The organism is Spirillospora sp. NPDC052242 (assembly GCF_040679555.1).
GTDB lineage: Bacteria > Actinomycetota > Actinomycetes > Streptosporangiales > Streptosporangiaceae > Spirillospora.
On the sequence record NZ_JBFAUZ010000073.1, the window covers coordinates 1 to 23,325 of the forward strand.

Annotated in this window: 15 protein-coding genes; 10 read left to right on the forward strand and 5 right to left on the reverse strand. The window is 75.6% G+C overall.

Annotated features, from left to right (window positions below):
• On the reverse strand, positions 1-3,636 hold a 3,636-nt coding region (gene metH / locus AB0L25_RS38165), incomplete at its 3' end, for a methionine synthase (RefSeq protein WP_500178161.1).
• A gap of 199 nt (positions 3,637-3,835) precedes the next feature.
• Here metH and lipB point away from each other — a divergent pair.
• Positions 3,836-4,525: a lipoyl(octanoyl) transferase LipB gene (gene lipB, locus AB0L25_RS38170; protein WP_500178163.1), complete on the forward strand. Its 690-nt coding sequence runs from the start codon at positions 3,836-3,838 to the stop codon at positions 4,523-4,525.
• A gap of 30 nt (positions 4,526-4,555) precedes the next feature.
• Here the strand turns inward: lipB and AB0L25_RS38175 are convergent, their stop codons facing one another.
• From AB0L25_RS38175 to AB0L25_RS38185, 3 genes are all read right to left on the reverse strand, one after another.
• Positions 4,556-5,809 (reverse strand): lipase family protein, encoded by a 1,254-nt coding sequence (locus AB0L25_RS38175; RefSeq protein ID WP_500178165.1) that lies wholly within the window; start codon positions 5,807-5,809, stop codon positions 4,556-4,558.
• A gap of 197 nt (positions 5,810-6,006) precedes the next feature.
• On the reverse strand, positions 6,007-6,648 hold the full coding sequence (locus AB0L25_RS38180) for a TetR/AcrR family transcriptional regulator (protein WP_500178166.1): 642 nt from the start codon (positions 6,646-6,648) through the stop codon (positions 6,007-6,009).
• Positions 6,649-6,700: 52 nt separating this feature from the next.
• Positions 6,701-7,336, reverse strand: coding sequence for a DUF5701 family protein (locus AB0L25_RS38185; RefSeq protein WP_500178167.1), 636 nt, complete (start codon positions 7,334-7,336; stop codon positions 6,701-6,703).
• 184 nt (positions 7,337-7,520) lie between these two features.
• On the opposite strand from AB0L25_RS38185, the gene AB0L25_RS38190 reads away from it, so the two are divergent.
• On the forward strand, positions 7,521-9,233 hold the full coding sequence (locus AB0L25_RS38190; protein ID WP_500178169.1) for a hypothetical protein: 1,713 nt from the start codon (positions 7,521-7,523) through the stop codon (positions 9,231-9,233).
• Between the two features lie 145 nt (positions 9,234-9,378).
• Here AB0L25_RS38190 and AB0L25_RS38195 read toward each other — a convergent pair whose 3' ends face one another.
• On the reverse strand, positions 9,379-10,827 hold the full coding sequence (locus AB0L25_RS38195; RefSeq protein WP_500178171.1) for a serine/threonine-protein kinase: 1,449 nt from the start codon (positions 10,825-10,827) through the stop codon (positions 9,379-9,381).
• A 165-nt stretch (positions 10,828-10,992) separates the two neighbouring features.
• Between AB0L25_RS38195 and AB0L25_RS38200 the strand changes: the two genes are divergently transcribed.
• The 8 genes from AB0L25_RS38200 to AB0L25_RS38235 are packed head-to-tail and all read left to right on the forward strand — an operon-like array spanning position 10,993 to position 23,317.
• Complete coding sequence (locus tag AB0L25_RS38200) at positions 10,993-11,361, forward strand: DUF1257 domain-containing protein (protein WP_500178173.1); 369 nt, start codon at positions 10,993-10,995, stop codon at positions 11,359-11,361.
• The gene (locus tag AB0L25_RS38205; protein ID WP_034516479.1) at positions 11,361-11,558 is read left to right on the forward strand and encodes a DUF2997 domain-containing protein; all 198 of its coding nucleotides are present in this window, start codon (positions 11,361-11,363) and stop codon (positions 11,556-11,558) included. The genes AB0L25_RS38200 and AB0L25_RS38205 overlap by 1 nt, the downstream gene beginning before the upstream one ends.
• A complete protein-coding gene (locus AB0L25_RS38210) occupies positions 11,549-12,124 on the forward strand; it encodes a 4Fe-4S single cluster domain-containing protein (RefSeq protein WP_500178175.1) in 576 nt (191 codons plus the stop codon). The genes AB0L25_RS38205 and AB0L25_RS38210 overlap by 10 nt, the downstream gene beginning before the upstream one ends.
• The gene (locus AB0L25_RS38215) at positions 12,121-13,665 is read left to right on the forward strand and encodes a Ycf46 family AAA ATPase (protein ID WP_500178176.1); all 1,545 of its coding nucleotides are present in this window, start codon (positions 12,121-12,123) and stop codon (positions 13,663-13,665) included. The genes AB0L25_RS38210 and AB0L25_RS38215 overlap by 4 nt, the downstream gene beginning before the upstream one ends.
• A complete protein-coding gene (locus AB0L25_RS38220; protein WP_500178177.1) occupies positions 13,662-16,043 on the forward strand; it encodes a WD40 repeat domain-containing protein in 2,382 nt (793 codons plus the stop codon). Before AB0L25_RS38215 ends, AB0L25_RS38220 begins: the two co-directional genes overlap by 4 nt.
• A gap of 13 nt (positions 16,044-16,056) precedes the next feature.
• Positions 16,057-18,543, forward strand: coding sequence for a WD40 repeat domain-containing protein (locus AB0L25_RS38225; RefSeq protein ID WP_500178179.1), 2,487 nt, complete (start codon positions 16,057-16,059; stop codon positions 18,541-18,543).
• Positions 18,544-18,551: 8 nt separating this feature from the next.
• On the forward strand, positions 18,552-20,930 hold the full coding sequence (locus tag AB0L25_RS38230) for a hypothetical protein (RefSeq protein WP_500178181.1): 2,379 nt from the start codon (positions 18,552-18,554) through the stop codon (positions 20,928-20,930).
• Positions 20,927-23,317: a hypothetical protein gene (locus tag AB0L25_RS38235; RefSeq protein WP_500178183.1), complete on the forward strand. Its 2,391-nt coding sequence runs from the start codon at positions 20,927-20,929 to the stop codon at positions 23,315-23,317. The genes AB0L25_RS38230 and AB0L25_RS38235 overlap by 4 nt, the downstream gene beginning before the upstream one ends.
• The last annotated feature ends 8 nt before the right edge of the window (positions 23,318-23,325 follow it).

A 23,325-nucleotide genomic window follows, 5' to 3' on the forward strand; every position in this document is an offset into this window, starting at 1 on the left:
AGCAGCCGCCAAATGGGCCGCACCGTCACGTCGGGCGTGAAGTCGACGTCCGGGGTGAAGTCCACGCGGGTCTCGGCCACCGGGTCGGGCGCCCGCGGTCTGGTCGCGGCCGATGCGGCCCACGGTGAAGTACCGCGCGTCGGGGTGCGCGAAGATCAGCCCGCTGACGCTGGCGGCGGGCGTCATCGCGTACGACTCGGTGAGGCCGATGCCGATGCGCCCGGCGTCCAGCAGCTCGAACAGGTCGCGCTTCTCGCTGTGGTCGGGGCTCGCCGGGTAGCCGAGGGCGGGGCGGATGCCGCGGAAGCGCTCGGCGTGCAGGTCCTCGAGGGCGGGGTCGGCGTCGGGCTCGAACCAGTCGCGGCGGGCCTTCAGGTGGACGTACTCGGCGAACGCCTCGGCGAGCCGGTCGGCGAGCGCCTTCACCATGATCGACTTGTAGTCGTCGTTGTCGGCCTCGTACTGGGCGGCGAGGTCCTCGGCGCCGAGGATCGTCACCGCGAACCCGCCGAGGTGGTCGCCGGACGGGGCGATGTAGTCGGCGAGGCAGCGGTTCGGCCGCCCCGTCGGCTTCTGCGTCTGCTGCCGCAGCATCGGGAACCGGGGGCCGCCGTCCAGGACGATGTCGTCGCCCTCGGAGTGCGCGGGCCAGAACCCGTAGGCGCCGCGCGGCTTCAGCGACCCGTTCTTGACGATGTCGTCGAGCAGCTCGTTGCCCTCGTCGAACAGTTCGCGGGCGACGGGCTGGTCGAGGATCGCCGGGTACTTGCCCTTCAGCTCCCACGCGAGGAAGAAGAACTGCCAGTCGATCATCTCGCGGAGCGTCGTCAGGTCGGGCTCGACGATCCGGACGCCCGTGAAGTCGGGGGTCGGCAGGTCGTCGAACGACACCCGCTCGGGGTTCGCGCGGGCCTGCTCGACGCTCAGCATCGGCCGCCGCTGCTTCGTCTCGTGCTCGGCGCGCAGCCGGTCCTGCTCGGCGCGGTTGGACTCGGCGAGCGCCGCGGCCCGCTCCGGGTCGAGCAGGTCGGAGACGACGCCGACGACGCGGGACGCGTCCAGGACGTGCACGGTCGTCGCGTCGTAGGCCGGTGCGATCTTCACGGCGGTGTGCTGCCGGGACGTGGTCGCGCCGCCGATCAGCAGCGGCAGGTTCATCCCGCGGCGCTGCATCTCGGACGCGACGGACACCATCTCGTCGAGGGACGGGGTGATCAGCCCGGACAGCCCGACGGCGTCGGCGTTCTCCGCGACGGCCGTGTCCAGGATCTTCGCGGCGGGCACCATGACGCCGAGGTCGACGACGTCGTAGTTGTTGCAGCCGAGGACGACGCCGACGATGTTCTTGCCGATGTCGTGGACGTCGCCCTTGACGGTCGCCATGACGACCTTGCCGTTGCCGCGGGAGGTGTCGAGCAGGCCCGCCTTGCGCGCCTCCTCCTTCTCCTGCTCCATGTACGGCTCGAGGTAGGCGACGGACCGCTTCATCACGCGGGCGCTCTTGACGACCTGCGGCAGGAACATCTTCCCGGCGCCGAACAGGTCGCCGACGACCTTCATGCCGTCCATCAGCGGGCCCTCGATGACGTCCAGGGGCTTGGCGGCCTTCTGCCGGGCCTCCTCGGTGTCCGCCTCGACGAAGTCGACGATGCCGTGGACGAGCGAGTGCTCGAGCCGCTTCTCGACCGGGCCCTCGCGCCACGACAGGTCGACGGTGCGCTTCGTCCCGCTGCCCTTGACGGTCTCGGCGAACGACACGAGCCGGTCGGTGGCGTCGGGGCGCCGGTCGAACAGCACGTCCTCGACGTGTTCGAGCAGGTCGGCGGGGATGTCCTCGTAGACGGCGAGCTGGCCGGCGTTGACGATGCCCATGTCGAGCCCGGCGCGGATCGCGTGGAACAGGAACGCCGAGTGCATCGCCTCGCGGACGATCTCGTTGCCGCGGAAGGAGAACGACAGGTTGGAGATGCCGCCGCTGGTGCGGGCGCCGGGGCAGCGCTCCTTGATCCGCGGGAGCGCCTCGATGAACGCCTTCGCGTACCCGTTGTGCTCCTCGATGCCGGTGGCGACGGCGAGGACGTTCGGGTCGAAGATGATGTCCTCGGCGGGGAACCCGGCCTTCTGCGTCAGCAGGTCGTAGGCGCGGCCGCAGATCTCGACCTTGCGGTCGGCGGTGTCGGCCTGCCCGACCTCGTCGAACGCCATGACGACGACGCCGGCGCCGAAGTCGCGGATGCGGCGGGCCTGCTCCAGGAAGGGCTCCTCGCCCTCCTTGAGGCTGATCGAGTTGACGACGCCCTTGCCCTGGACGGTCTTCAGCCCGGCCTCGATGACGCTCCACCGCGAGCTGTCCACCATGATCGGGATGCGGGCCGCCTCCGGCTCGGTCGCGATCAGGTTGAGGAACGTCGTCATCTCCCGCTCGCTGTCGAGCAGGTCGGCGTCCATGTTGACGTCGAGGAGGTTCGCGCCGCCGCGCACCTGGTCGAGCGCGACGTCCACGGCGGCCTGGTGGTCGCCCGCCTCGATCAGCTTGCGGAAGCGGGCCGAGCCGGTCACGTTCGTCCGCTCGCCGATCATGACGAAGCCGGTGTCGGCGCCGATCTGGAACGGTTCGAGGCCGCTGAAGCGGGGCGCGGACGGCACGTCCGGGACGGCGCGGGGCGCGGCGCCGCGGACGGCCTCGGCGATCCGGGCGATGTGCTCGGGGCTCGTCCCGCAGCAGCCGCCGACCGCGTTGACCAGGCTCTCCCCGGCGAACTCGCCGAGCAGGCCGCCCATCTCCTCGGGCGTCTGGTCGTAGCCGCCGAACGCGTTCGGCAGGCCCGCGTTCGGATACGTCGCGGTGTAGGTGGGGGCGATCCGGGCGAGCTCCTCCGCGTGCGGGCGCACCTCCTGGGCGCCCATGCCGCAGTTCAGCCCGACGACGAGGGGCTCGGCGTGCTCGACCGACCGCCAGAACGCCTCGACGGTCTGCCCGGACAGCGTCCGCCCGGCCAGGTCGACGATCGTCACCGATATCCACAGCGGCAGGTGGGGGGCGACCTCGCGGGCGGCGGCGATCGCGGCCTTCGCGTTCAGCGTGTCGAAGATCGTCTCGATCAGCAGCAGGTCGACGCCGCCCTCGGCGAGACCGGCGATCTGCTCGGCGTAGGACTCGCGGACCTGGTCGAACGTGACGGCCCGGTAGGCCGGGTCCTCGACGCGGGGCGACAGCGACAGCGTCACGTTCAGCGGGCCGACCGACCCCGCGACGAACCGCCCGCCCGCCTCGTCGGCGGCCTGCCGGGCGAGCCGGGCGCCCTGCACGTTCATCTCGTGGACGTGCGACTCGAGCCCGTAGTCGGCCTGGCCGATGCTCGTCGCGGTGAAGGTGTTGGTGGTGGTGATGTCGGCGCCCGCCGCGAGGTACTGCCGGTGGACGTCCAGGATGACGTCCGGACGGGTCAGGTTCAGCAGGTCGGGGTCGCCGGTGACGTCGCGCGGGTGCCCGCCGAAGCGGTCGCCTCGGTAGTCCTCGGGGGTGAGGCCGGCCCCCTGCAGCATCGTCCCCCAGGCTCCGTCGAGGACGGCGATGCGCTCGTCGAGCAGCTTCCGCAGGGCTTCGCTGGTCGTCGGGACCGTCTTCACTGCCACCTCCCAGTCGTTCGTGGGAGGCGCCCTTGTTTCAACCGGAGTCGGTGGGGCCGAGCGTGGCGGGCGTCCACCCGTTGCAGCGCCTCTCGGCCTGACATCGACAGTACCGCGCGCCACGCCGATCTGTCAGTCCGGCCCCGGAGTTCCCGGGAGTCCCGGGGGCATTCCATCGCGCGTTCCCGCGGATAGGCTTCGCGGCGTGCACGGACATTTGGTGAGCGGGCTGGCGGCGCGGCGGCGCGACGATCACCCGCTGCGCGTGATCGAGAGCGGCGTCGTCGAGTACACCGAGGCCGTCGCGACCATGGACGGGATGGTGCGCGACCGGCAGGAGGACCGGATCGACGACACCCTCTGGCTCCTGTCGCACCCCCGCACCTACACGGTGGGCCGGCGGACGCCGCCGCACGAGCGTCCCGATCCGGCGCACGGCATCCCGGTCGTGGAGACGCGGCGCGGCGGGAAGCTCACGTACCACTCGCCGGAGCAGGTCGTCGGGTATCCGGTGCTGAAGCTGGCGGAGCCGGCCGACGTGGTCGGGCTGATCCGCGACATCGAGCACATCCTGGTGGCGGTGCTCGGCGAGCTGGGGATCCCGGCCGAGCGGCGCGACACCCCGAAGGGCAGCCCGCTGCTGACCGGCGTCTGGACGGCCGAGGGCCGCAAGATCGTCTCGCTGGGGATGTACATCTCGCGGGGCGTCAGCGCGCACGGGTTCGCGATGGACGTCGACGCCGACCCGGAGCCGTGGACGTGGGCGGTCCCGTGCGGCATGCCGGACGTGGAGATGACGTCGGTGTGCCGGGAGCGGGAGCGGCGCGGCCTCTCCCCCGTCACGCAGCCCGAGGTCCGGCGGCTGATCACGGAGGCGTGGCGGCGCGAGACCTGAGCCCCCGGAGGGGCCCAGGTCCCTGGGGCGTCAGGCCGCGCAGTTGCCCTGCGCGGGCTTCCCGGCGAACCGGTCGGTGAGGAAGTTCACCGCGTCGGGCCACGACCACAGCATGCCGGTGGCGTGCTCGGCGATCGTGTAGGTCTTCCAGGTGACGTTCGCGCCCTTCGCGCACCACGCCTTGTGCAGCGTGTCCGCCTGCTCGAACGGGATGATCTGGTCGTACACCGCCTGCGTCTGCAGCACGGGGACGGTCGGCGCGGTCGAGCCGAGCTTGTTGCCGTCCAGCCGCGCCCGCCACTGCGGCGTGGCGAGCGGGTCGCCGGTGGTGAAGTCGCCGACCTTCTTGAACGCCGTCTCGGCGAAGGTGGCGATGCCGTCGACGCTGGCGATGCAGGTGTCGGACGCCGTCTCCATCAGCGTGCGGCCCGCGTCGTTGAGGAACGACTCGAGGTCGAGTTCGGGGTAGGCGGCGTCGTAGCCGGCGGCGGACATGAACATGAACGCGGCGAACAGGTTGCCGTCCAGGTTCGCGGCGACCGCCCGCAGGTCGGCGGGGACGCCGCCCGCGACGACGCCCTTCAGGTCGAGTTCGGGCGCGTAGGACGCGGCGAGCTCGGCGGCCCAGCCGGCGGTCGTCCCGCCCTGGGAGTAGCCCATCGCGGCGACGGGGCTTCCGGCGAGGCCCGTCCCGGGGAGGCGCTGCGCGGCCCGCGCCATGTCGAGGGCCGCCTTGCCCTGCGCCTTGCCGACCTCGTAGGTGTGCAGGCCGGGGGTGCCGAGGCCCTGCATGTCGGTGACCGCGACGGCCCAGCCCTTGTTGAGCGCGTCGGAGATGAAGAACATTTCGTAGTCGAGGCCCTGCGTGAGGGTGTACGAGGGCGCGCACGCGTCGCCGAGGCCGCGGGTCCCGACGCCGTAGGTGACGAGCGGCCGCTCGCCCGGCCCGTCCCACTGCGTCTCCGGGACGAGCACGGTGCCGGACACGGCGATCGGGTCGCCCTGCGCGTCCTGCGTCCGGTACAGGACCTGCGTGGACGTGACGTCCTCGACGGGCGCGCGGCCGAAGGGGTCGATGGTGAAGTGCGACGCGCGGGAGCGGATGACGTCGCCGGGCTGCCCGGCGGGAAGCGGCCGCGGCGGCGTGTAGAACGGGTCCTCGGCGGGAGGCGCGAACACCGGCGGTGCGGCCGCGGCGGGCGCCTGCAGGGCGGTCGCGGTCAGCGCGACCCCCATCCCGCAGGCGATCGCCGTGCGCATGAGCCGGCGGACTGTGGTGGACATGGAGCTACCCTTCGTCGTGCCCCGGCCCCTCTGGATCGCCCCCAGAGCCCCGACGGGCCTGGCCGTCCGGGTGACGGCCTCCTGACCCTAGGGCAAGTAGACGCTTACTCCAATAGGTCTGGCCGCGGACCTGGCGTCGCCGTTTTGTGGCCCGCGTTACAAAGGAGCCGTCGCGGCAGAGGCGATCGGCGGAGTGCTCACGCCCGCCGGCCGGTGCCCGCGCCGAACGCGCCGGCGTCCCACAGGCGCCGGACGTGCGCGATCATCGCGGGCCCGACGGCGTGCAGGGCGTCCAGGTCCTTGCGGGCCACCGGCGGGGCCGCCATGGCGCAGATCGCCGACACCACCGTCCGGCAGGTGAACCGGCCGGCGTCGTCGGCGACGCCCAGCAACCCGGCCAGCGCGGCCGCCATGTCGGCCTCCCGCGCGGCCCGCCGCCGGATGGCCTCCGGGCCCGCCGCGAACGCCTCGACCAGGAACAGCCGCGCGAAGGGCAACTCGGCGGCGACCGTCCGCAGGTAGTGGTCGAGCGCGCGCTCGCACCGCTCCAGGGGGTCCTCGCCGTCCGCGGGGACGAGCGCCCGGTCCAGGGACACCGCGCAGGCCATCTCGAACGACGCGAGGAAGCAGTCCTGCTTCGAGGAGAAGATCCGGTAGAAGGTCTGCCGCGACACCCCCGCGTGCTTCAGCACGTCCTCGACGGCCGTCGCGGCGTAGCCCTTCTCGGACATGACCTCGGCCATCGCGCGGCACAGCCGCTCCCGCTGGATCCGGGCGACTTCCTCCGGGGCGAGCGCGTGCCGCCCTCGCGGCAGCCGGCGCGACGATGTGCTGGGCATCACACCAGCTTAGAACAGCGATCGGACCCGGCCCACCTGTACGGTGCGCACGTCACGCGCGGCGCGCGCCGCCGGACGCCATGCCGAGCCACGTGTGCGGGTTCCCGGCCCAGCACCAGCCGAGCTTCGGCGCGCTCTGGCTGATCCAGATCGCGGGGACCCGGCGGTCGCCGCACCGCGAGCCGCCCAGCGAGAAGCACTTGTTCTTCACGAGCACCTCCGGGAAGTGGGTGACCAGCGCGACGCCCTCCTCGATCGTCAGCGGGGTCCGACCGCGCTTCGCGATGACGTCCATGGCGTCGTTCGGCACCTCGCCGCAGAACTCCTCGCCCCGCTCGACGTCGAACAGCAGGTAGGCGTCCGGGTCCGGGAGTTCCTCGACGGCGACGAACCGTTCGAGGGAGCCCGGCTCGAAGGAGCGGTCCACGAACCCGGGCTTCTTCTTCCCGTGCAGGGTCGTGCGGGGCATCGACTCCTCGATCGGGACGACGTTCCGCGTCACGACGAGGACGAACGGGAGCCGCCCGGCCGCCGCGTCGACCTCGACGCTCCCGAGCCCCGCGGCGACGTCCCGCAGCGGGGCGACCAGCGCCCCGAACCGTCCGGCGTCCGGCACCGCGGCCTCCAGGTTCGCCACCTGCCGATCGAACTCGGCCGCCGCGTCGATGGTCTTCGGATCGCTCGTCAAGCAGGACTCCTTCACGCTCGGGGCGCCGCACCGGCGCCGACAGGGGCGAAAGTTATGTCAGGCACATCAATGTGTCAACACCAAATTTAGGTCAATCTAGACGAGCATGAGCCGGGCGTCGCGGGCTGTTCCGGATCGCGCCGGGATGGTGTCATGGCCGGAAACACTCAGGGAGCCCGCTGCGATGACCGCCCCGCACGACGAGGACACCGCCGAACGGCTCGCCCGCGCCGCCGCCCGCGGCGCGCTCGTCGACCTCCGCACCGGTGACGCCCCCGCCCGCACCGTGCCGGCCGATCTGCTGGTCGACCTGCTCGCCGGGCACCGTCCCGTCCGGCTCCGGGCGGTGAAGCTGCGCGGCGCCCGCATCACCGGCGCGCTCGACCTGGAGGCGCTCGAGCCGCCCTGCCCGCTCCTCCTCGCCGACTGCCGCTTCGACCGGCCGGTCGTCCTGGACGGCTGCGCCGCGCCCGCGATCCGCCTGCCCGGCTGCCGCCTCCCCGGGCTGACCGCCGCGCAGGCGCGCACCACCGGCGATCTCGACCTCACCGGCCTCGCCGCCACGGGACCCGTCGTCCTGGACGGCGCCCGCATCGGCGGACGGCTCGCCCTGTCCGGCGCACGGTTGTCGAACCCGGACGGGACGGCGCTGTCCGGCGCGGGCCTCGCGGTCGACGACGACCTCGACTGCCGGGACCTCGAGGCCCGCGGCGAGATTCACCTGCGCGGCGCCGCCGTCGGCGGCACCCTGCACCTGGACCGCGCGCGGCTCGCCGCGCCCGGCGCCGACGCGCTCGCCGCCGCCCGGCTCACCGCCGGGCACGACGTGTTCTGCCGCGACCTCACCGCCGACGGCGAGGTGCGCCTGCCCGGCGCCCGCATCGGCGGGCGGCTCGACCTGAGCGGCGCGCGGCTGTCGAACCCCGGCGGCGCCGCGCTGACCGCCGACCGGCTCACCGTCGAGGACGGCGTGCTGGCCGAGGCGCTCGCGGCCGAAGGCGAGACGCGCCTGCCCGGCGCGTGCGTCCGCGCGTCGCTCGTCCTGGCCGGCGCGCACCTGAGCGCACCCGGCGGACGGGCGCTGGACGCGGCGGGCCTCGCCGCGGACGGCGACGTCATCGCCACCGGCGGGTTCACCGCGCAGGGCGAGACCCGGCTGGCCGGCGCCCGCGTCGGCGGCGACCTCGACCTGACCGGCGCCGCGCTCACCGGCCGGCTGGACGCCGGCGGGGTGACCGCGGGCGCCCTGATCCTGCTGCCGCGCCGCCGCCCGGACGGCGACGTCGACCTCACCGGCGCCCGCGTCGGCACCCTCGACGACGACCCGGCGACCTGGGCCGATGCCATCCGGCTGCACGGGTTCGCCTACGACGGCTTCGGCCCGCGCGCCGCGGCGGTCGGCGTCCCCGACCGGCTCCGATGGCTCGCCCGCGACCCCGGCGGCTACGCGCCCCGGCTCTACGAGCAGCTCGCGGCCGCCTACCGGCGCGCGGGAGACGAACGGTCCGCGCGCCGGGTCGCGGCCGCCGAGCAGCGGCGGCGGCGCACGGTGCTGCCCCCGGCGGGCAGGCTCGCGAACGGGCTGCTGCAGGTGACCGTGGGCCACGGCTACCGCACCTGGCTCGCCGCCGTCTGGCTCGCCGGTCTCCTCCTGCTCGGCACCTGGGTCTTCGCCGAGGCCCATCCCCACGACGTCACCCGCGCCGACCCCCGCGGCCCCGCCTTCAACGCGTTCGGCTACGCCCTGGACGTCCTGCTCCCGATCATCGACCTGGGCCAGCAGAAGGCCTGGCGGGCCCGCGACGCCGCCCAGTACTGGACCTGGGCGTTCATTGCGGCCGGCTGGGTCCTCACCACCGCCGTGGTCGCGGGCCTGACCGGCGTCCTCAAACGCTGACGGCGCCCCGGGCGCCGTCCACTACCGGTTTCCGTACCAGCTCTGGAACCTCGACGCATTGCATGTCTCGGCTGGGCATTTCGGTGCGCACCGTCCACAAGCTGTCCCTGTCGGCTCGGCGGGTCCCACGTGCCCCTTGGTCTTGTCAGCCGGTGGGCGGCGACCGGTGCGTGGGGGTGTCGGTGGGCGGGGACGAGGGGTGGGACGGCGTGGCCGTTTCGGACTCGTGCGCGGGTGTCGGTGTGGAGTGCGTGGGTGTCGGGGTGGTGTGGGGCGGGGGTGTGTGGGTCGGTGTCGGGGTCGTATGGGTCGGTGTGTGCGTGGGCGTTGGTGTCGGTGCCGGGTGTGTTGGAGTGGTGGACGGGGGTGACGGTGTCGGGGGCGGGGGTGCGGTCGTTGCCGCCGTCGCCGTTGCCGTCGGGGTCTCGGCCACGCGGCGGGCGGGGTCGTCCCTGTCGGGCGTCGCGAAGATGATCGCGGCGACCACGGCGGCCGTCACGATCGCCGCCGTCGCGAGGGCCGCTTTTGCTGGCGCCGGTATGCCGCCGCCCGGTGCCGCGCCCAGATCGGGCGGCAGGTCCGCAGGCACGTCCGGCAGTTCGTCGAGGGGCGCGTCCGGTTCGGCGAGCGTCCGCGCCGGGTCGGCGTTCGCGACGTCCGGTGATCCGTCGGGGCCCGTGAGCGTTCCCGCCGGGTCGGCGCCTGCGGCGTCCGGCGGTCCGGCCGGGAGGGCCGCGGCGGTCAGGGGGAAGGCGGAGGCCAGGGCGGCGGCCGCGACGGCGAGGGTGCGGGCGGCGCGGTCTTCCCAGCCGGGGCCGTACGCGCGGGTGGCGGCGTCCTCGAGTTCGGCGGCGAACGCGGCGGCGCCGGGCGGGCGGTCGGCGGGCGACTTCGCGAGGCCCCGGGCGACGAGGGTGCGCAGCGGCGCGGGGACGTCGTCCGCGGGCACCGGAGCGTGGACGTGCGCCGCCATGAGGTCGGGGCCGGTGCGGGACGCGTAGGGGCGGTGCCCGGTGACGCACTCGTAGAAGACGCAGGCGGCGGCGTAGACGTCGGCGGCGGGGGTGACGGGTTCGCCGCGCCACTGCTCGGGCGCCATGTAGGCGGGGGTGCCGACGCGGCCGCCGCCACCGGTGCGGGCGGCGACGCCGAAGTCGATGAGCTTGCTGAGCCCGTCGGCGCGGACGACGACGTTGGCGGGTTTGTAGTCGCGGTGGACGACGCCCGCGGCGTGGGCGGCGGCGAGGCCGAGCAGCGACCCCTTCAGCAGCAGCAGGGACGCCTCGGGGGTGAGGGCGCCGCGGTCGGCGAGGACGCGCTTGAGCGAGACGCCGTCCACGACCTCCATGACGAGCGCGGCGCCGGTCGCGTCCTCGAACAGGCGGTACAGGCGCGCGACGTTGGGGTGGCGGACGCGGGCGAGCATCCGGGCCTCGTGCCGGAACACCTCCCGCGCGGCGGGGTCGGAGCCCGGCGACAGGTACTTGATCGCGACCGGGGGCCCGCCGGTCACGTGCCGGGCCAGGACGACCCGGCCCTGCGCCCCGCGCCCCAGTTCGCGCACCTCGCGAAAGCCCGAGATCCCCCAGCTCATCGCGGTCGCCCCCTTTGTCGGCTGCTGTGTGGGACGCCGAAACCGCGGGCCCGGTTCGGCCGCCGCGGCCACAGTGCGGAGAAATGCCTGTTCGGTGTCATTGTGTCGCCATATGCTGGGCGGGCTCGCGAATTCGGGAGGTCGGGGTTGTCGCATTTCACGAGAGTGCGGACACGGTTCGCCGACGGGACGGTGCTGCGGCGCGCGCTGGAGGAGATGGGCCACGAGGTCCGGTCGACCGGGCGGGGCGTGCGCGGATGGCTGGGTCAGCGCACGGACGCGGAGTTCAAGATTCGCCCGGGACGGAGCGATCACGAGATCGGGTTCGTGAATGCGAAGAACGGTTACGAGGTCGTCGCCGACTGGTACGGCGTTCGCGGGACGACCGAGCGAGAGTTCGTCCGGGAACTGAAGCAGAAGTACGCGCTGGTGAGCACGGTTTCGACGCTGCGGGAGCGCGGTTTCGAGGTCGATTCCAGCAGGACCGAGGAGTCCGGGGAGATCAGGGTCGTCCTCCGGCGGGCAGGGGTGTGATGGACGAGACCGTCGAGGTGACGATCAAGCCGGACGGCAAGGTCGAGATCCATGTGACCGGGGTCGACGGCATGGCGTGCCTGGCGACGACCGAGGAGCTCGTGCGGATGCTCGGCGGGGAGGTCGAGGCGCAGGAGCTGACGGCCGAGGCGTACAACGAGACCGGGGAAGAGCAGCAGGACCGGTTGTGGCACTGACGTGGCGGGTCCACGCCACGCTGTCGCGGAGCGCCGCGAACGGGCCGGGAACGCGGTTCGTGGTCTGGGCGCAGGGCTGCACGCTCGGCTGCGCCGGGTGCTTCAACCCCGAGACGCACGGGCCGGGCGGGGACGTCCGGACGGTCGAGGACGTCGCGGCCGAGGTGCTCGCGACGTCCGGGATCGACGGGGTCACGGTGAGCGGCGGGGAGCCGCTGGAGCAGCCGGAGGCGCTGCGGGAGTTCTGCGGGCGGGTGCGGCCGTCGGGGCTCGGGATCGTGGTGCTGACGGGTTTCGCGCGGCGTGAGATCGAGGCGAACCCGGGGCTGTCCGCGGCCGTCGAACAGGCCGACATAGTGATCGCGGGACGGTACAACGCGCGGCTGAGGATCGGCGCCGGGCTCCGCGGGTCGTCCAACAAGGAGTACTGGGCGATCACGGGGCGGTACGGGCCGGAGGATTTCGCCGGGGTGCCGGAGAGCGAGATCGTCATTTCCGCGGACGGGACCGTTTCGGTCACGGGCATGCACGCTTGGGAGAACGAGGGGCGCCGAGGAGACCGATGAGCGTTCACGATGACCTGAACCTGTACCTGCGGGCGCGGGTCCCGATGATCGTCCTGGTGACGGTGGAGGAGCAGCGCGCGCTGGAGGTCCTCAACGAGGTGCGGGTCGGCCGGGACGCGTCCGCGAAGTCCGACCTCGTGATGTGGGACGTGGCGCGGGGGCTGGTGTCGCGGGACGGACGGACGATGCCGACGGCGCCGACGCCCGACGCGGCCCTCGACAAGATCGCGGAGCTGACCCGCGACAACCCGAACCGCAAGGACCTCTACGTCCTGAAGGACTTCCACGAGTTCTGGCACAAGAGCCCGGCGGTGAAGCGGAAGCTGCGCAACCTCGCGCACAGCCTGGTGTCGACGTACGCGTCGCTGGTCGTGACGACGTATTCGGCGGACGTCCCGGCCGAGCTGGGCGACGACGTGGTCGTCCTCGACATGCCGCTGCCGAACCTGTGGGAGCTGCGCGAGGACCTGGACGAGCTGATCCGGCAGACGCGGGTGGAGTGCGACCTGACGCACCACGGCCGGTGGCGGCTGGCGCAGGCGGCGCTGGGGCTGACGGCGACGCAGGCGCGGCGGGCATTCTCCAAGGCGATCGTCCGGGACAAGGTGCTGGACGAGCTGGACATCCCGGCGGTGCTGGAGGAGAAGAAGGCGGTCATCCGGGCGTCGCAGGCCCTCGAGTACTACAGCGCGGAGGAGACGCTCGACGACGTCGGCGGGCTGGAGCTGCTCAAGGAGTGGCTGACGCTGCGGGAGAGCGCGTTCGGGGAGGACGCGGCGAAGTTCGGGCTGCCGGCGCCGAAGGGGATGGCGCTGATCGGCATCCCGGGGACCGGCAAGAGCCTCACCGCGAAGATGATCAGCGGGCTGTGGCGGCTGCCGCTGCTGCGGCTGGACGTCGGCGCGCTGTTCGGCTCGCTGGTGGGCGAGTCGGAGGAGCGGCTGCGGCTCGCGCTGAAGATCACCGAGACGGTGTCGCCGTGCGTGCTGTGGATCGACGAGCTGGAGAAGTCGATGGCGTCCGGCGGGCTGGACGGCGGCACGTCGCAGCGGGTGTTCGGCACGATCCTGACGTGGATGCAGGAGAAGACGGAGCCGGTGTTCGTGGTGGCGACCGCGAACGACGTGGGGGCGCTGCCGCCGGAGACGCTGCGGCGCGGCCGGTTCGACGAGGTGTTCTTCCTGGACCTGCCGACCGACAGCGAGCGCCGCGAGATCCTTAACGTCCATCTGCGCAAGCGGCTGCGGGACCCGGCGGCGTTCGACGTGATGCGGCTGGCGCGGCTGTCGGACGGGTACGTCGGCGCGGAGATCGAGCAGGCGATCGTGGACGCGCTGTACCGGGCGTTCGCGGACGGTCCGCGCGACATCACGACGGACGACGTCGCGGCGGCGATCGAGCGGCTCGTCCCGCTGAGCCGGTCGCAGCGCGAGCGCATCGAGGACCTGCGGTCGTGGCTGCGGGACGGGCGGGCGCAGTCGGCGTCGTTCGCGGAGGCGTCCCAGGCCGCCGAGCACCAGGTGCGGCTGGAACTGGCATGAGGCCGCGGGCCGACCGGTGGGCCGACGCGTCCGCCGGGCGGTCGCCGCGGGGCCGGTGGGCGGAGCGGCGGCTGTTCGCGGCGGCGCGGCGCCGCGACCCGGACGTGCGGGAGGCGGTCGCGCGGGTCGCGGGGACGCCGGAGCACCGGCTGCGGGAGCGGGCGCTGGACACGGTCGCGGCGTGGTGGGCGCAGACCCGGGACCCGCTACTGCGGGAGTGCGCGGTGCGGCTGGGCGCGGTCGCGGCGGAGCCGCCCGCGCGGGCGGTGACGCTCGCGCTGGCGGGACGGCTCGCCACGGACCTGACCGCGGGCGAGGCGGGCGCGGTGCCGGGGCTGCTCGCCGACCCCGACCCGGACGTGCGGGCGCGCGCGAGGGCGTTCTGCGTGGAGGCGTCCGGGGCGATGCTGCGCGCGCTGTGGGCGCTCGGCCCGGAACCGGGTTCGGCGCTGTACGCGGCGCTGCTGGCGAACGGCGAGCCGCCGACGTCCGGTCCGCTGGGCCGGCTGTGGGACGCGTGGCTCGCCCGTCCGGACGGGACGCTCTGGGCGGCGCTGTCGCGGTGGGGGCGCCCGGCGGTCGGCGGCCGGGCCGCGCGGCTCAGCACCGTCGCGGTCGTCACGGACCCGGACGTCCTGCGCGACCCGCGGAACCGGGCGGCGCTGATCGACGCGCTGACGCTGGGCGACCATCCGCTCTGCGGGATCGCCGAGGAGAAGGCCGTCGCCCTGCGCGACCAGACGCTCGTGGACGAGCTGTGCGACCGGGCGCTCGACGACCGCGGCCTTCAGGCGATCTGCGCGAAGCACGGGTTCGCGCCGAAGGACCCGATGCGGCGGGTGGTGTTCTTCCTGCTCACGGGTCGGCCCGAGCAGCATCGCGCGATGGATCCGGACGGGAGCCTGCTGTCGCTCGCGTACGCGTCCGCGACGGACGCCGAGCGGGAGCGGATGCGGACGGCGATGCTCGCGGCGGGCGACCTCGACCTGGTCCGGGTCATCGTGGGCGACGACCGGCGGGCGCGCGTCGAGTCCATGTCGCCCGGCGAGGTCGCGTACCTCGCGGAGCAGCTCGCCGGGCGCGGCGAGTGGGACGGTCTGTGGTCGATCGTCCAGGACCTCCCGATCGCGACGGGCGTCTCCCTGGTCCGCCTGTTCGGGGAGTGGGCGCCGCGCGGCGCGGACGAGCGCCGCGTCTTCGAGCTGTACCGGGCGACGGACCCGGACGCGCTGGCCCGCGCCCTCGAACATCTGGACGGCCTCCGTGACCGGGTGACCCGGCAGGCCCGCTACATGTTCCGAGGCCGGGTCAACGACGTGTCGTTCGCGCCGGACGGCCCGTTCCTCGCCGCCGCGGGCACGAACCGGGTCGCGGGCGTGTTCGACCTGCGGACGGCCGAGCTCGTCGAGCGGTACGACGGGTTCGGGTCGTCCGTCGGGCGGGTCCTGCACGTGGGGGGCGGCGCGCTCGTCGCCGCCGAGCGCACCAACCGCGTCGACCGTCCCTGCCGGCTGCTGCGGTGCGCGGGCGGCGAGGCGCTGGCCCTGCACACGGCGGCCGGGTCGGTGACGTGCCTCGCGCGCGCGGGCGACGGCGGGTTCGTCGCGGGGACCCGCGACGGGCGGCTGCTCGTGGGCGCGCCGGGCGGGTCCGTCGAGTCCCGGCCGGTGGCGGCGCTGGGGCTGGGCGAGGACGGCTGGCCGAGGTCCGTGGCGGTGCATCCCGGATCGGGGCGGATCGCGGTGGTGGCCCGGCGGGTGGCCGTCACCGCGCCGGGCGGCGGCCCGGTCGCCGCCGTCACGCCGCCCGGACCGGCGGTCGCGTGGGCGTCGTTCGCCGACGCCGACACGCTCGTCTGCGCCGGACGGGACGGGTCCGTGCGGCGGCTGCGAAGGACCGGCGACACGTTCGAGGAGGTCGCGCACGCCGGGCTCGGCGTGTACGGGCCGGTCGGCATGGTCGCGCTGCCCCGGACCGGCGAGGTCGTCGTCGCGGACGACGCCGGCGGCCTGCACGTCCTCGACGCGGGCACGCTCGAACCGACGGCCGTCCACCGCCCGGAGGCGGCCGAGAACCGCACCGGCATGACCGTGTCGCCGGGCGGCGACTTCCTCGCGGCCGGCAACGCCGACGGCGGCACCGACCTGTTCGACCTGCGCGTCCACGAGGTGCCGCGGATCGTCGGGCGGCCGGTGGCGAGCCTGGTCCCGGGGCATCTCGGCGCCGTCGGCTCCGCGCTGGCGGACCCGCCGACGCGGCGCGGCGCGGGCGTCGCGCTGCGGCTGCTGGAGGCGTGCCTGGAGCACCGGTTCCGGTTCGACGTCGAGCTCGGGGACGCCGTCCGGTTGTCCGCGGGAGAGTTCGACATCAGCCTGTGAGGAGGGCGGTGCGATGGACGGCGGGAGGCGCGCGGAGCGCCGGACGAGGCTGTCCGAGCGGTCCGGGATGCGGGGGCGGCGCGCGGCGCGGCGGCTGTTCGCGTCGGCGGCGCGCGGGGACGAGGCCGCGTTCGGCGGCGTCGTCCGGATCGCGGGCACGCCGGGCCACCGGCTGCGCGACCTGGCCCGGGACGCCGTCGCGTGCCGGTGGGCGGCCCGGCGGGAGGAGGACCTGCGCCGGATCGTCCTGGAGACCGGCTCGGTCGCGCTGGGGGGCGCGCCGCGGCTCCTGACGCTGGCGTTGCTGGACCGGCTGGACGAGTGGCCGCCGGCCGAGGCGGGGCGGGCGCCGGACCTGCTCGCCGACCCCGACCCGGACGTCCGCGAACGCACCGCCGGGTTCTGCCGCGGCGCGTCCGGCCCGATGCGGGACGCGCTCTGGGAGGCCGACACGGGCCCGGGGACGCCGCTGCGCGCCGTGCTGCTGGAGAACGCCGGACCGCCGCCCGCCCCGCGGCTCGACACCCTGTGGTCGGAGTGGCTCGACGCCCCCACCGCAGATTTGACGGACGCGCTCCTGCGCTGGGGGCGGCCCGCGACCGGCCGGAGCCTCGCACCGCCGAGCATCGTCGCGGTGAACGACGACGGCGAGGGCGGGCCCGCGCACCGGCACCGGGCGGCGCTCCTGGACGGCCTCGACCGCTCCGGCCGCCCGCTCCGCGACGTCGCGGCGGCGGAGGCCGGCCCGCTGCCCGACCGCAGGCTCGCCGGGAGGGCGTACCGGCGGGCGCTGCTCGACGCGATCGACCACGACGGGCACCCGCTCGGCGAGATCGCCGCACGGAAGATCGCCGCGTCCGGCGACCGGGACCTGGCCGACGACGCGTGCGAGCGCGCCCTCGAACGCCCGGGCGTCGCCGACCTGTGCGAGCGGCACGGGCTCGTCCCCTACGACGGGGTCCGGCGCGCCGCGTTCCTGCTGGTCACCGGGCAGGCCGCGCAGTACCGGGCGCTGGACCCGGACGGCGGCCTGCTCGCCCTCGCCTACGCCGCCGCCTCGGACGCCCTGCGCGCCCGCCTCCGGGAGGCGATGCCCGCGGCCGGCGACCTCGACCTCGTCCGCGTCATCCTCGGCGAGGACCGCCGCGCCCGCATCGGGGAACTGCCCGAGGGCGAGGCCCGGTACCTCGCCGACCGGCTCGCCGGACGCCGCGAATGGGACGAACTGTGGTCGCTCATCCAGAAGCTGCCGATAGCCCTCGGCGTCGAGTTCGTCCGGCTGTTCGACGGGTGGGCGCCGCGGGACGCCGACGAGCGGCGGCTGTTCGCCCTGTTCCGCGACGCGGACGCCGACGACGTCCGGGCGGGCGTGCGGGCCCTCGCCGACGACCCGCTCGCGATCGCGCGGCGCCGCTTCACGGTCGGCGACGGCGTCACCGCGCTGTCGTTCGCTCCCAGCTCCTCGCTCCTCGCCGTCGCGACCGCCGACCGGACGATCGTCGTCCTGGACGTGCGGACGGGCGGGATCGCGGACCGGTACACGGGCCTCGGCGGGCCGGTCGGCGCGCTTCTGCATCTCGGCGACGCGCTGATCGCCGGTGCCGGGGACAGCCTGGTGCGCTGCGCCGGGGGCCGCGCCGCGACCGAACGCGAGGACGTCGGCACCGTCACGTCCCTCGCGGCGACGGGCGGCGGCGGGTTCGTCGCGACGACGCACCGGTGGCCGCTGCGCGGCGTCCCGCACCGCGGCTGGACGGCGTACCGGCCCGCCGCCGGGCCGGGGCCGGACCCGCTGGACGTGCCGCGGACGGTCGCCGCGCACCCGCAGTCGGGCCGGTTCGCGGTGCTCGGGCGGACGCTGCGGCTGCTCGGCCCCGGCATCGAACGGACGCTGACCGCCCATTCCGGGGCCCCGCTCGGCGGCATGGCGTTCCTCGACGCCGACACGCTCGTCTGCGTCGAGGAGGGCGGTGAGGTCACTCGGCTGCGGGTGTCCGGGGGCGGGGCCTTCGATCAGGACGGCTTCCGCTGGACGGCCCGCGCGCGGACCTCCGGCTTCCGCGCGGTCGAGGTCCTGGCCGGCACCGGCAGGCCGGTCGTCCTGGACGAGACCGGGGCCCTGTCCGTCCTGGACGGCTCGACGTTCGGCGTCGTCGCCCGCCGCCCGCCTCCGGACGGCCCGGCGCCGGAGTTCCTGGCCGCCGCGCCCGGCGGGGACCTGTTCGCGACCGCGGACGCGGCGGGCGCCGTCGACGTGTTCGACCCGCGCGCCGTGGAGGCCGCCGGGCTGGTGTGCCGCCCGCTCGCCGACGCGCTGCCCCGGCACCTCGCGGTCGTCGCCGGCGCGGCGGCGGACCCGCCGCCGGGCCCCGGGCCGGCCGCGCTGCGGCTGCTGGCCGCGTGCCTGGAACACCGGTTCCGCCTCGACGTCGAACTCGCCGGCACCGAACTCGCCGACACCGTCCGGACTGACGCCGGCGAGCACGACATCGGGTTGTGAGGACGGTCATGCGACGATCGAGGGCCGAGCGGCGGTTCGCCGCGAGCGCGCGGCGCGGGCGGGCGGGCGCGCGGGCGTGGCGGCGCCTCCTCGCGGACGCCGCACGCGACGGCGCGACGCGCGCGGAGGCGCGGGACCGCGTCGTCCGGATCGCGCGGACGCCGGAGCATCCGCGGTGCGAGCAGGCCCGCTCGTACGTCGCGCGCTGGTGGGTCGACACGCGCGACCCGGAGCTGCGCCGGGCCGTCCTCGACACCGGGGCGGTCGCGCTCGTGCGTCCCGGACGGCTGATCACGCAGGCGCTCCTCGGGCGGACGGACGACTGGGGCGCGCACGTCGCGAACCAGGTGCCCGGCCTGCTCCGCGACGACGACCCGGGCGTGCGGGAGGGCGCGGCCGCGTTCTGCGGCGAGGCCCGGGGCGCCGTCCTGGACGCGCTGTGGGACCTCGACACCGGCCCGGGGACGCCGCTGCGGGACGCGCTCCTGGCCAACCCGGCGCCCGCGCCGTACCCGGAGCTGGACGCCCTGTGGGAGGAGTGCGCCCGGGACGGCCCGGGCCCGCTGCGGGACGCGCTGCTGCGCTGGGGGCGCTCGGCGGCCGGGGAGCGGCTCGCGGCGGTGACCGCCCTGGCGGTGGGCAGGCCCGGCGCCCACGACGCGTCCGCGCTCGCCGCCGCGCTGCTCGACGGGCACGCGCTCGCCGATCTCGCCGCGGAGCGGACGATCGCGCGCGGCGACCAGGCGATCATCGACGCGGCGTGCGAGCTGGCGATCCGGGACCCGGAGCTCGCGGAGCGGTGCCGCACGCGGGGGCTCGTCCCCCGGGATCCGGTCCGGCGCGCGTGGCTGTTCGCCCTGACCGGCCGGGACCGGCAGCGGCGGGCGCTCGATCCGGACGGCTCGCTGTTCGCGCTCGCGTACGCGGCGGCGCCGCCGGACGAGCGGGCCCGGGCCCGCGGGGCGCTGCTGGCCGCCGGGGACCTCGACCTCGTCCGGACGGTCGTCACGGGCGCGCACCGCGCCCACGTCGCGGACATGTCGGGCGACGAGGTCGCGTACTTCGGCGAGCGGCTCGCCGAACGCCGCGCCTGGGGCGACCTGTGGTCGCTCGTCCGGGACGTCCGCCTCGAGTCGGGCACGGCGCTGGTGCGGCTGTTCGGTGACTGGCGGCCGCGCGACGACGACGGCCGGCGGCTGTTCGAGCTGTACCGCGGCGTCACCCCGATGGCCGTCCGGGACGCGCTGCGGCGCTTCCGCGACGGGCACGCGAAGCCGCCCGCCAGGAAGATGTTCCGGATGCCCGCCGGGATCCACCACCTGTCGTTCTCCCCCGAGCGGGGTCCCGGTCTGCCGGACGGCCCGCTCCTCGCCGTCGCGTGCCTCGACCGGACCGTCCACGTGCTGGATCCGCGCACCGGCGGACGCGTCGGCCGCCACGGCGGCTTCGACGCCGCGGGCCGCGTGCTGCTCCTCGGCGACGGGACCGTGCTCGTCGGCGCGGGCGCCGACGCGGGCCCGCACCGGCTGTTCCGCTGCGCCCCCGGCGGCGCGCGGACCGCGTACCGGGCCGACGGCGCCGTCACCTCGCTGACCCGCACCGGCGACGGCGGGGGCTTCGCCGCCGTCACCACCGCCGGGAAACTGATGCTCGGCGGGCCGGACGGGCGGGACGTGACGGTGCGGAGCCTCGCGGGCTTCGGCCTGGACCCGCGGATGCGGCCCCGCGCGGTGGCCGCGCATCCGGGCACGCCGCGGCTCGCGGTCGTCGACCGGGCGGTGCACCTGATCGACCCGGCGGGCGGGCGCGCCGAGATCCTGCATCCCGCCGAGCGGCCCGTCCGCGCCGCCTACGCCGACGCGGACACCGTCGCCTACGCCGAACGGAACGGGTCGGTGGCGTTCCTGCCGGTGGGCGGCGGGGCGGAACGCACGGTGCTGCGGTGCGGCGACGGCTGCGCGGGCCTGGCGCCGATCCACCGCGGCGTCGCGGCCGCCGACATCCACGGCGAGATCCGCCTCATCGACGCGAGCCGGCCGGGCGCGGAGCCGCCCTCCTTCGCGTCCCGCCCCGGGACCACCTGCGTCGCCGCGTCGCCCTCCGGGGCGCTGCTCGCGACCGGGCACGTGTACGGCGAGCTCGTCGTGTTCGACCTGCGGTTCCGGGAACTGGGCGGCGTCCTCGGGCGGCCGCTCGCGGAACCGCTGCCGCGCCACGCCGACCTCGCCGCGGCCGCCCGGGAGCAGGTCGACGACCCGGGCGTACGGACGCTGCTGGACCTCTTCCGCGCCGCCCTGGAGCACCGGTTCCGCTTCGACGTCGAGGTCGGCGGCGCCGTCCGGCCCGCGGGCGGCGCGCACGACATCGGCCTGGGAGGAGCGGGATGACGCGGAAGAAGGGACGCGCCGAGCGGTGGACCGCCGCGAGCGCGCGGCGCGGCCCCCGAGGCGGGTGGGCGGCGCGGCGCCTGTTCGCGGCGGCGTCGCACGGCGACCCGGACGCCCGCGCCGGGGTCGTCCGGATCGCGGGGACGCCCGGCCACCGGCTCGCCGGACGGGCGAAGGCGGCGCTCGGCGCGTGGTGGGCCGAGACCCGCGATCCGGGCCTGCGCCGGGCCGTCCTGGACACCGGCGCCGTCGCGGCGGAGCCCCCCGCCCGGCTGCAGACCCTCGCGCTGCTGGACCGGCTCCCCGACTGGCCCGGCTTCGCGGCGGAGTGGGCGCCCGCGCTGCTCGCCGACGCCGACCCCGACGTCCGGGAGCGGGCCGCCGCGCACTGCCGGAACGCCGCCGGGCCGATGCTCGCGGCGCTGTGGCTCGCCGACACCGGCCCGGGGACGCCCCTGCGGACCGTCCTGCTCGAGAACGGCACGCCGCCCCCGGCGCCCGTCCTCGACGCGCTGTGGCACGCGTGGCTCGACGCGCCCGACGCCCCCGACCCCGCGACGGGCGACGCGCTGCTGCGGTGGGGACGGCCCGCGACCACCGGGCGGCACGCCGCGCTGACCGTCGTCGCGGTCGCGACGGACCCGGCCGTCCTGCTGGACCATCGCGGCGCCCTGCTCGACGCGCTGCTCCTCGACCGCCACCCGCTCCGCACGGTCGCCGCCGAGAAGTTCACCATGCTGACCCGCCGCTCCGGCGACCGCGCCCTCGTCGAGGAGCTCTGCACCCGCGCGCTGTCGGACCGGCGCGCCGCCGGGTTCTGCGCCGAGCACCGGCTCGCCCCCGCCGACCCGGTGCGCCGCGCCCTGTTCTTCACCGCCACCGGCCAGGCCGCGCAGCACCGCGCCCTCGACCCGGACGGGAGCCTGCTGGCGCTCGCCTACGCGTCCGCGACCGAGGACGAACGCGCCCGCCTGCGGGAGGCGATGCTCGCCGCGGGCGAACTCGACCTCGTCCGCGTCATCGTCGGCGCCGACGGCGGCGCCCGCGTCGCGGACATGACCGCCGAGGAGACCCGGTACCTCGCCGAGCAGCTCGCCCGCCGCCGCGAGTGGGACGACCTGTGGTCGTTCCTGCAGGACGTCTCCGTCACCGCGTGCGTCGAGCTCGTCCGGCTGTTCGACGGCTGGGCGCCCCGCCGCGACGACGAGCGCCGCCTGTTCGGGATGCTGCGCGACACCGATCCCGGCGCCGTCGCGGCCGGCGCGGAACGCCTGCGGCTCGGCCCGGAGCGGACCGCGCCGCAGGCGACCTACCGGTTCCAGGGCCGCGTCAACGACGTGTCGTTCGCGCCCGACGGCCCGTTCCTCGCCGTCGCGGGCATGAACAAGGTCGCGGGCGTGTTCGACCTGCGCACCGCCGGGCTCGCCGAGCGCTACGACGGGTTCGGCGCGTCCGTCGGGAGCGTCCTGCACCTCGGGGACGGCGTCCTCGTCGCCGGGGAGCACCCGAACCACGGGCAGGCCCACTGCCGGCTCGTGCGCTGCGCGGGCGGCGGCACGCGCGTCCTGCACACGGCGTCCGGCGCGGCCGACTGCCTCGCGCTGACCGGGGACGGCGCGTTCGCGGCGGGCACCCGGGACGGCGGGCTGCTGTTCGGCGACGCGGCCGGCGGCCTCGACGCCCGCACCGTCGCCGGTTTCGGGCTGGGCCGCGGCCAGTGGCCCCGGCGGCTCGCCGCGCACCGCGGCACCGGACGGCTCGCCCTGCTCGGCCGCTCGGTCCACCTGCTCGACCCCGCCGCGGGCCGCGCCCGCCCCCTCCATGCCGGGTCGGCCACCGCCCGGATCGCGTTCGCCGGTCCCGACGCGGTCGTCTGCGCCGGGCACGACGGGACGCTGACGCGCGTGCCGCTCGGGGACCGGCGGGGCACGTGGCCCCACGCGAAGCTCCCCGGCTTCGCGGGCCTGGGCGTCCTCCCCGCCTCCGGCCAGGTGATCGCCGCGGACGGGCAGGGCGACCTGCACTTCCTCGACGGCCGGGACCTGTCCGCCGGCGGCGTGCACGCGTCGGCCCGGTCCGGCAAGCCGTCCGGGCTGACGGTGTCGCCCCGCGGGGACTTCCTCGCCGTCGGGCACCGCGACGGCGCCATCGACCTGTTCGACCTGCGGCTCCTGGAGGTGCCCACGCTCGTGCGGCGCCCCATGGCGACCTTCGTCCCCCGGCACCTCGAGCTCGTCGCCGCGGCCTGCGCGGACCCGGCGGCCGACGACGGGACGCGGCGGATGCTCGACCTGCTGCGCGCCTGCCTGGAGCACCGCTTCCGGTTCGACGTCGAGATCGGCGGCGCCGTCGCGCTCGCGGGCGGCGAGCACGACATCAGCCTGTGAGGGGGGAC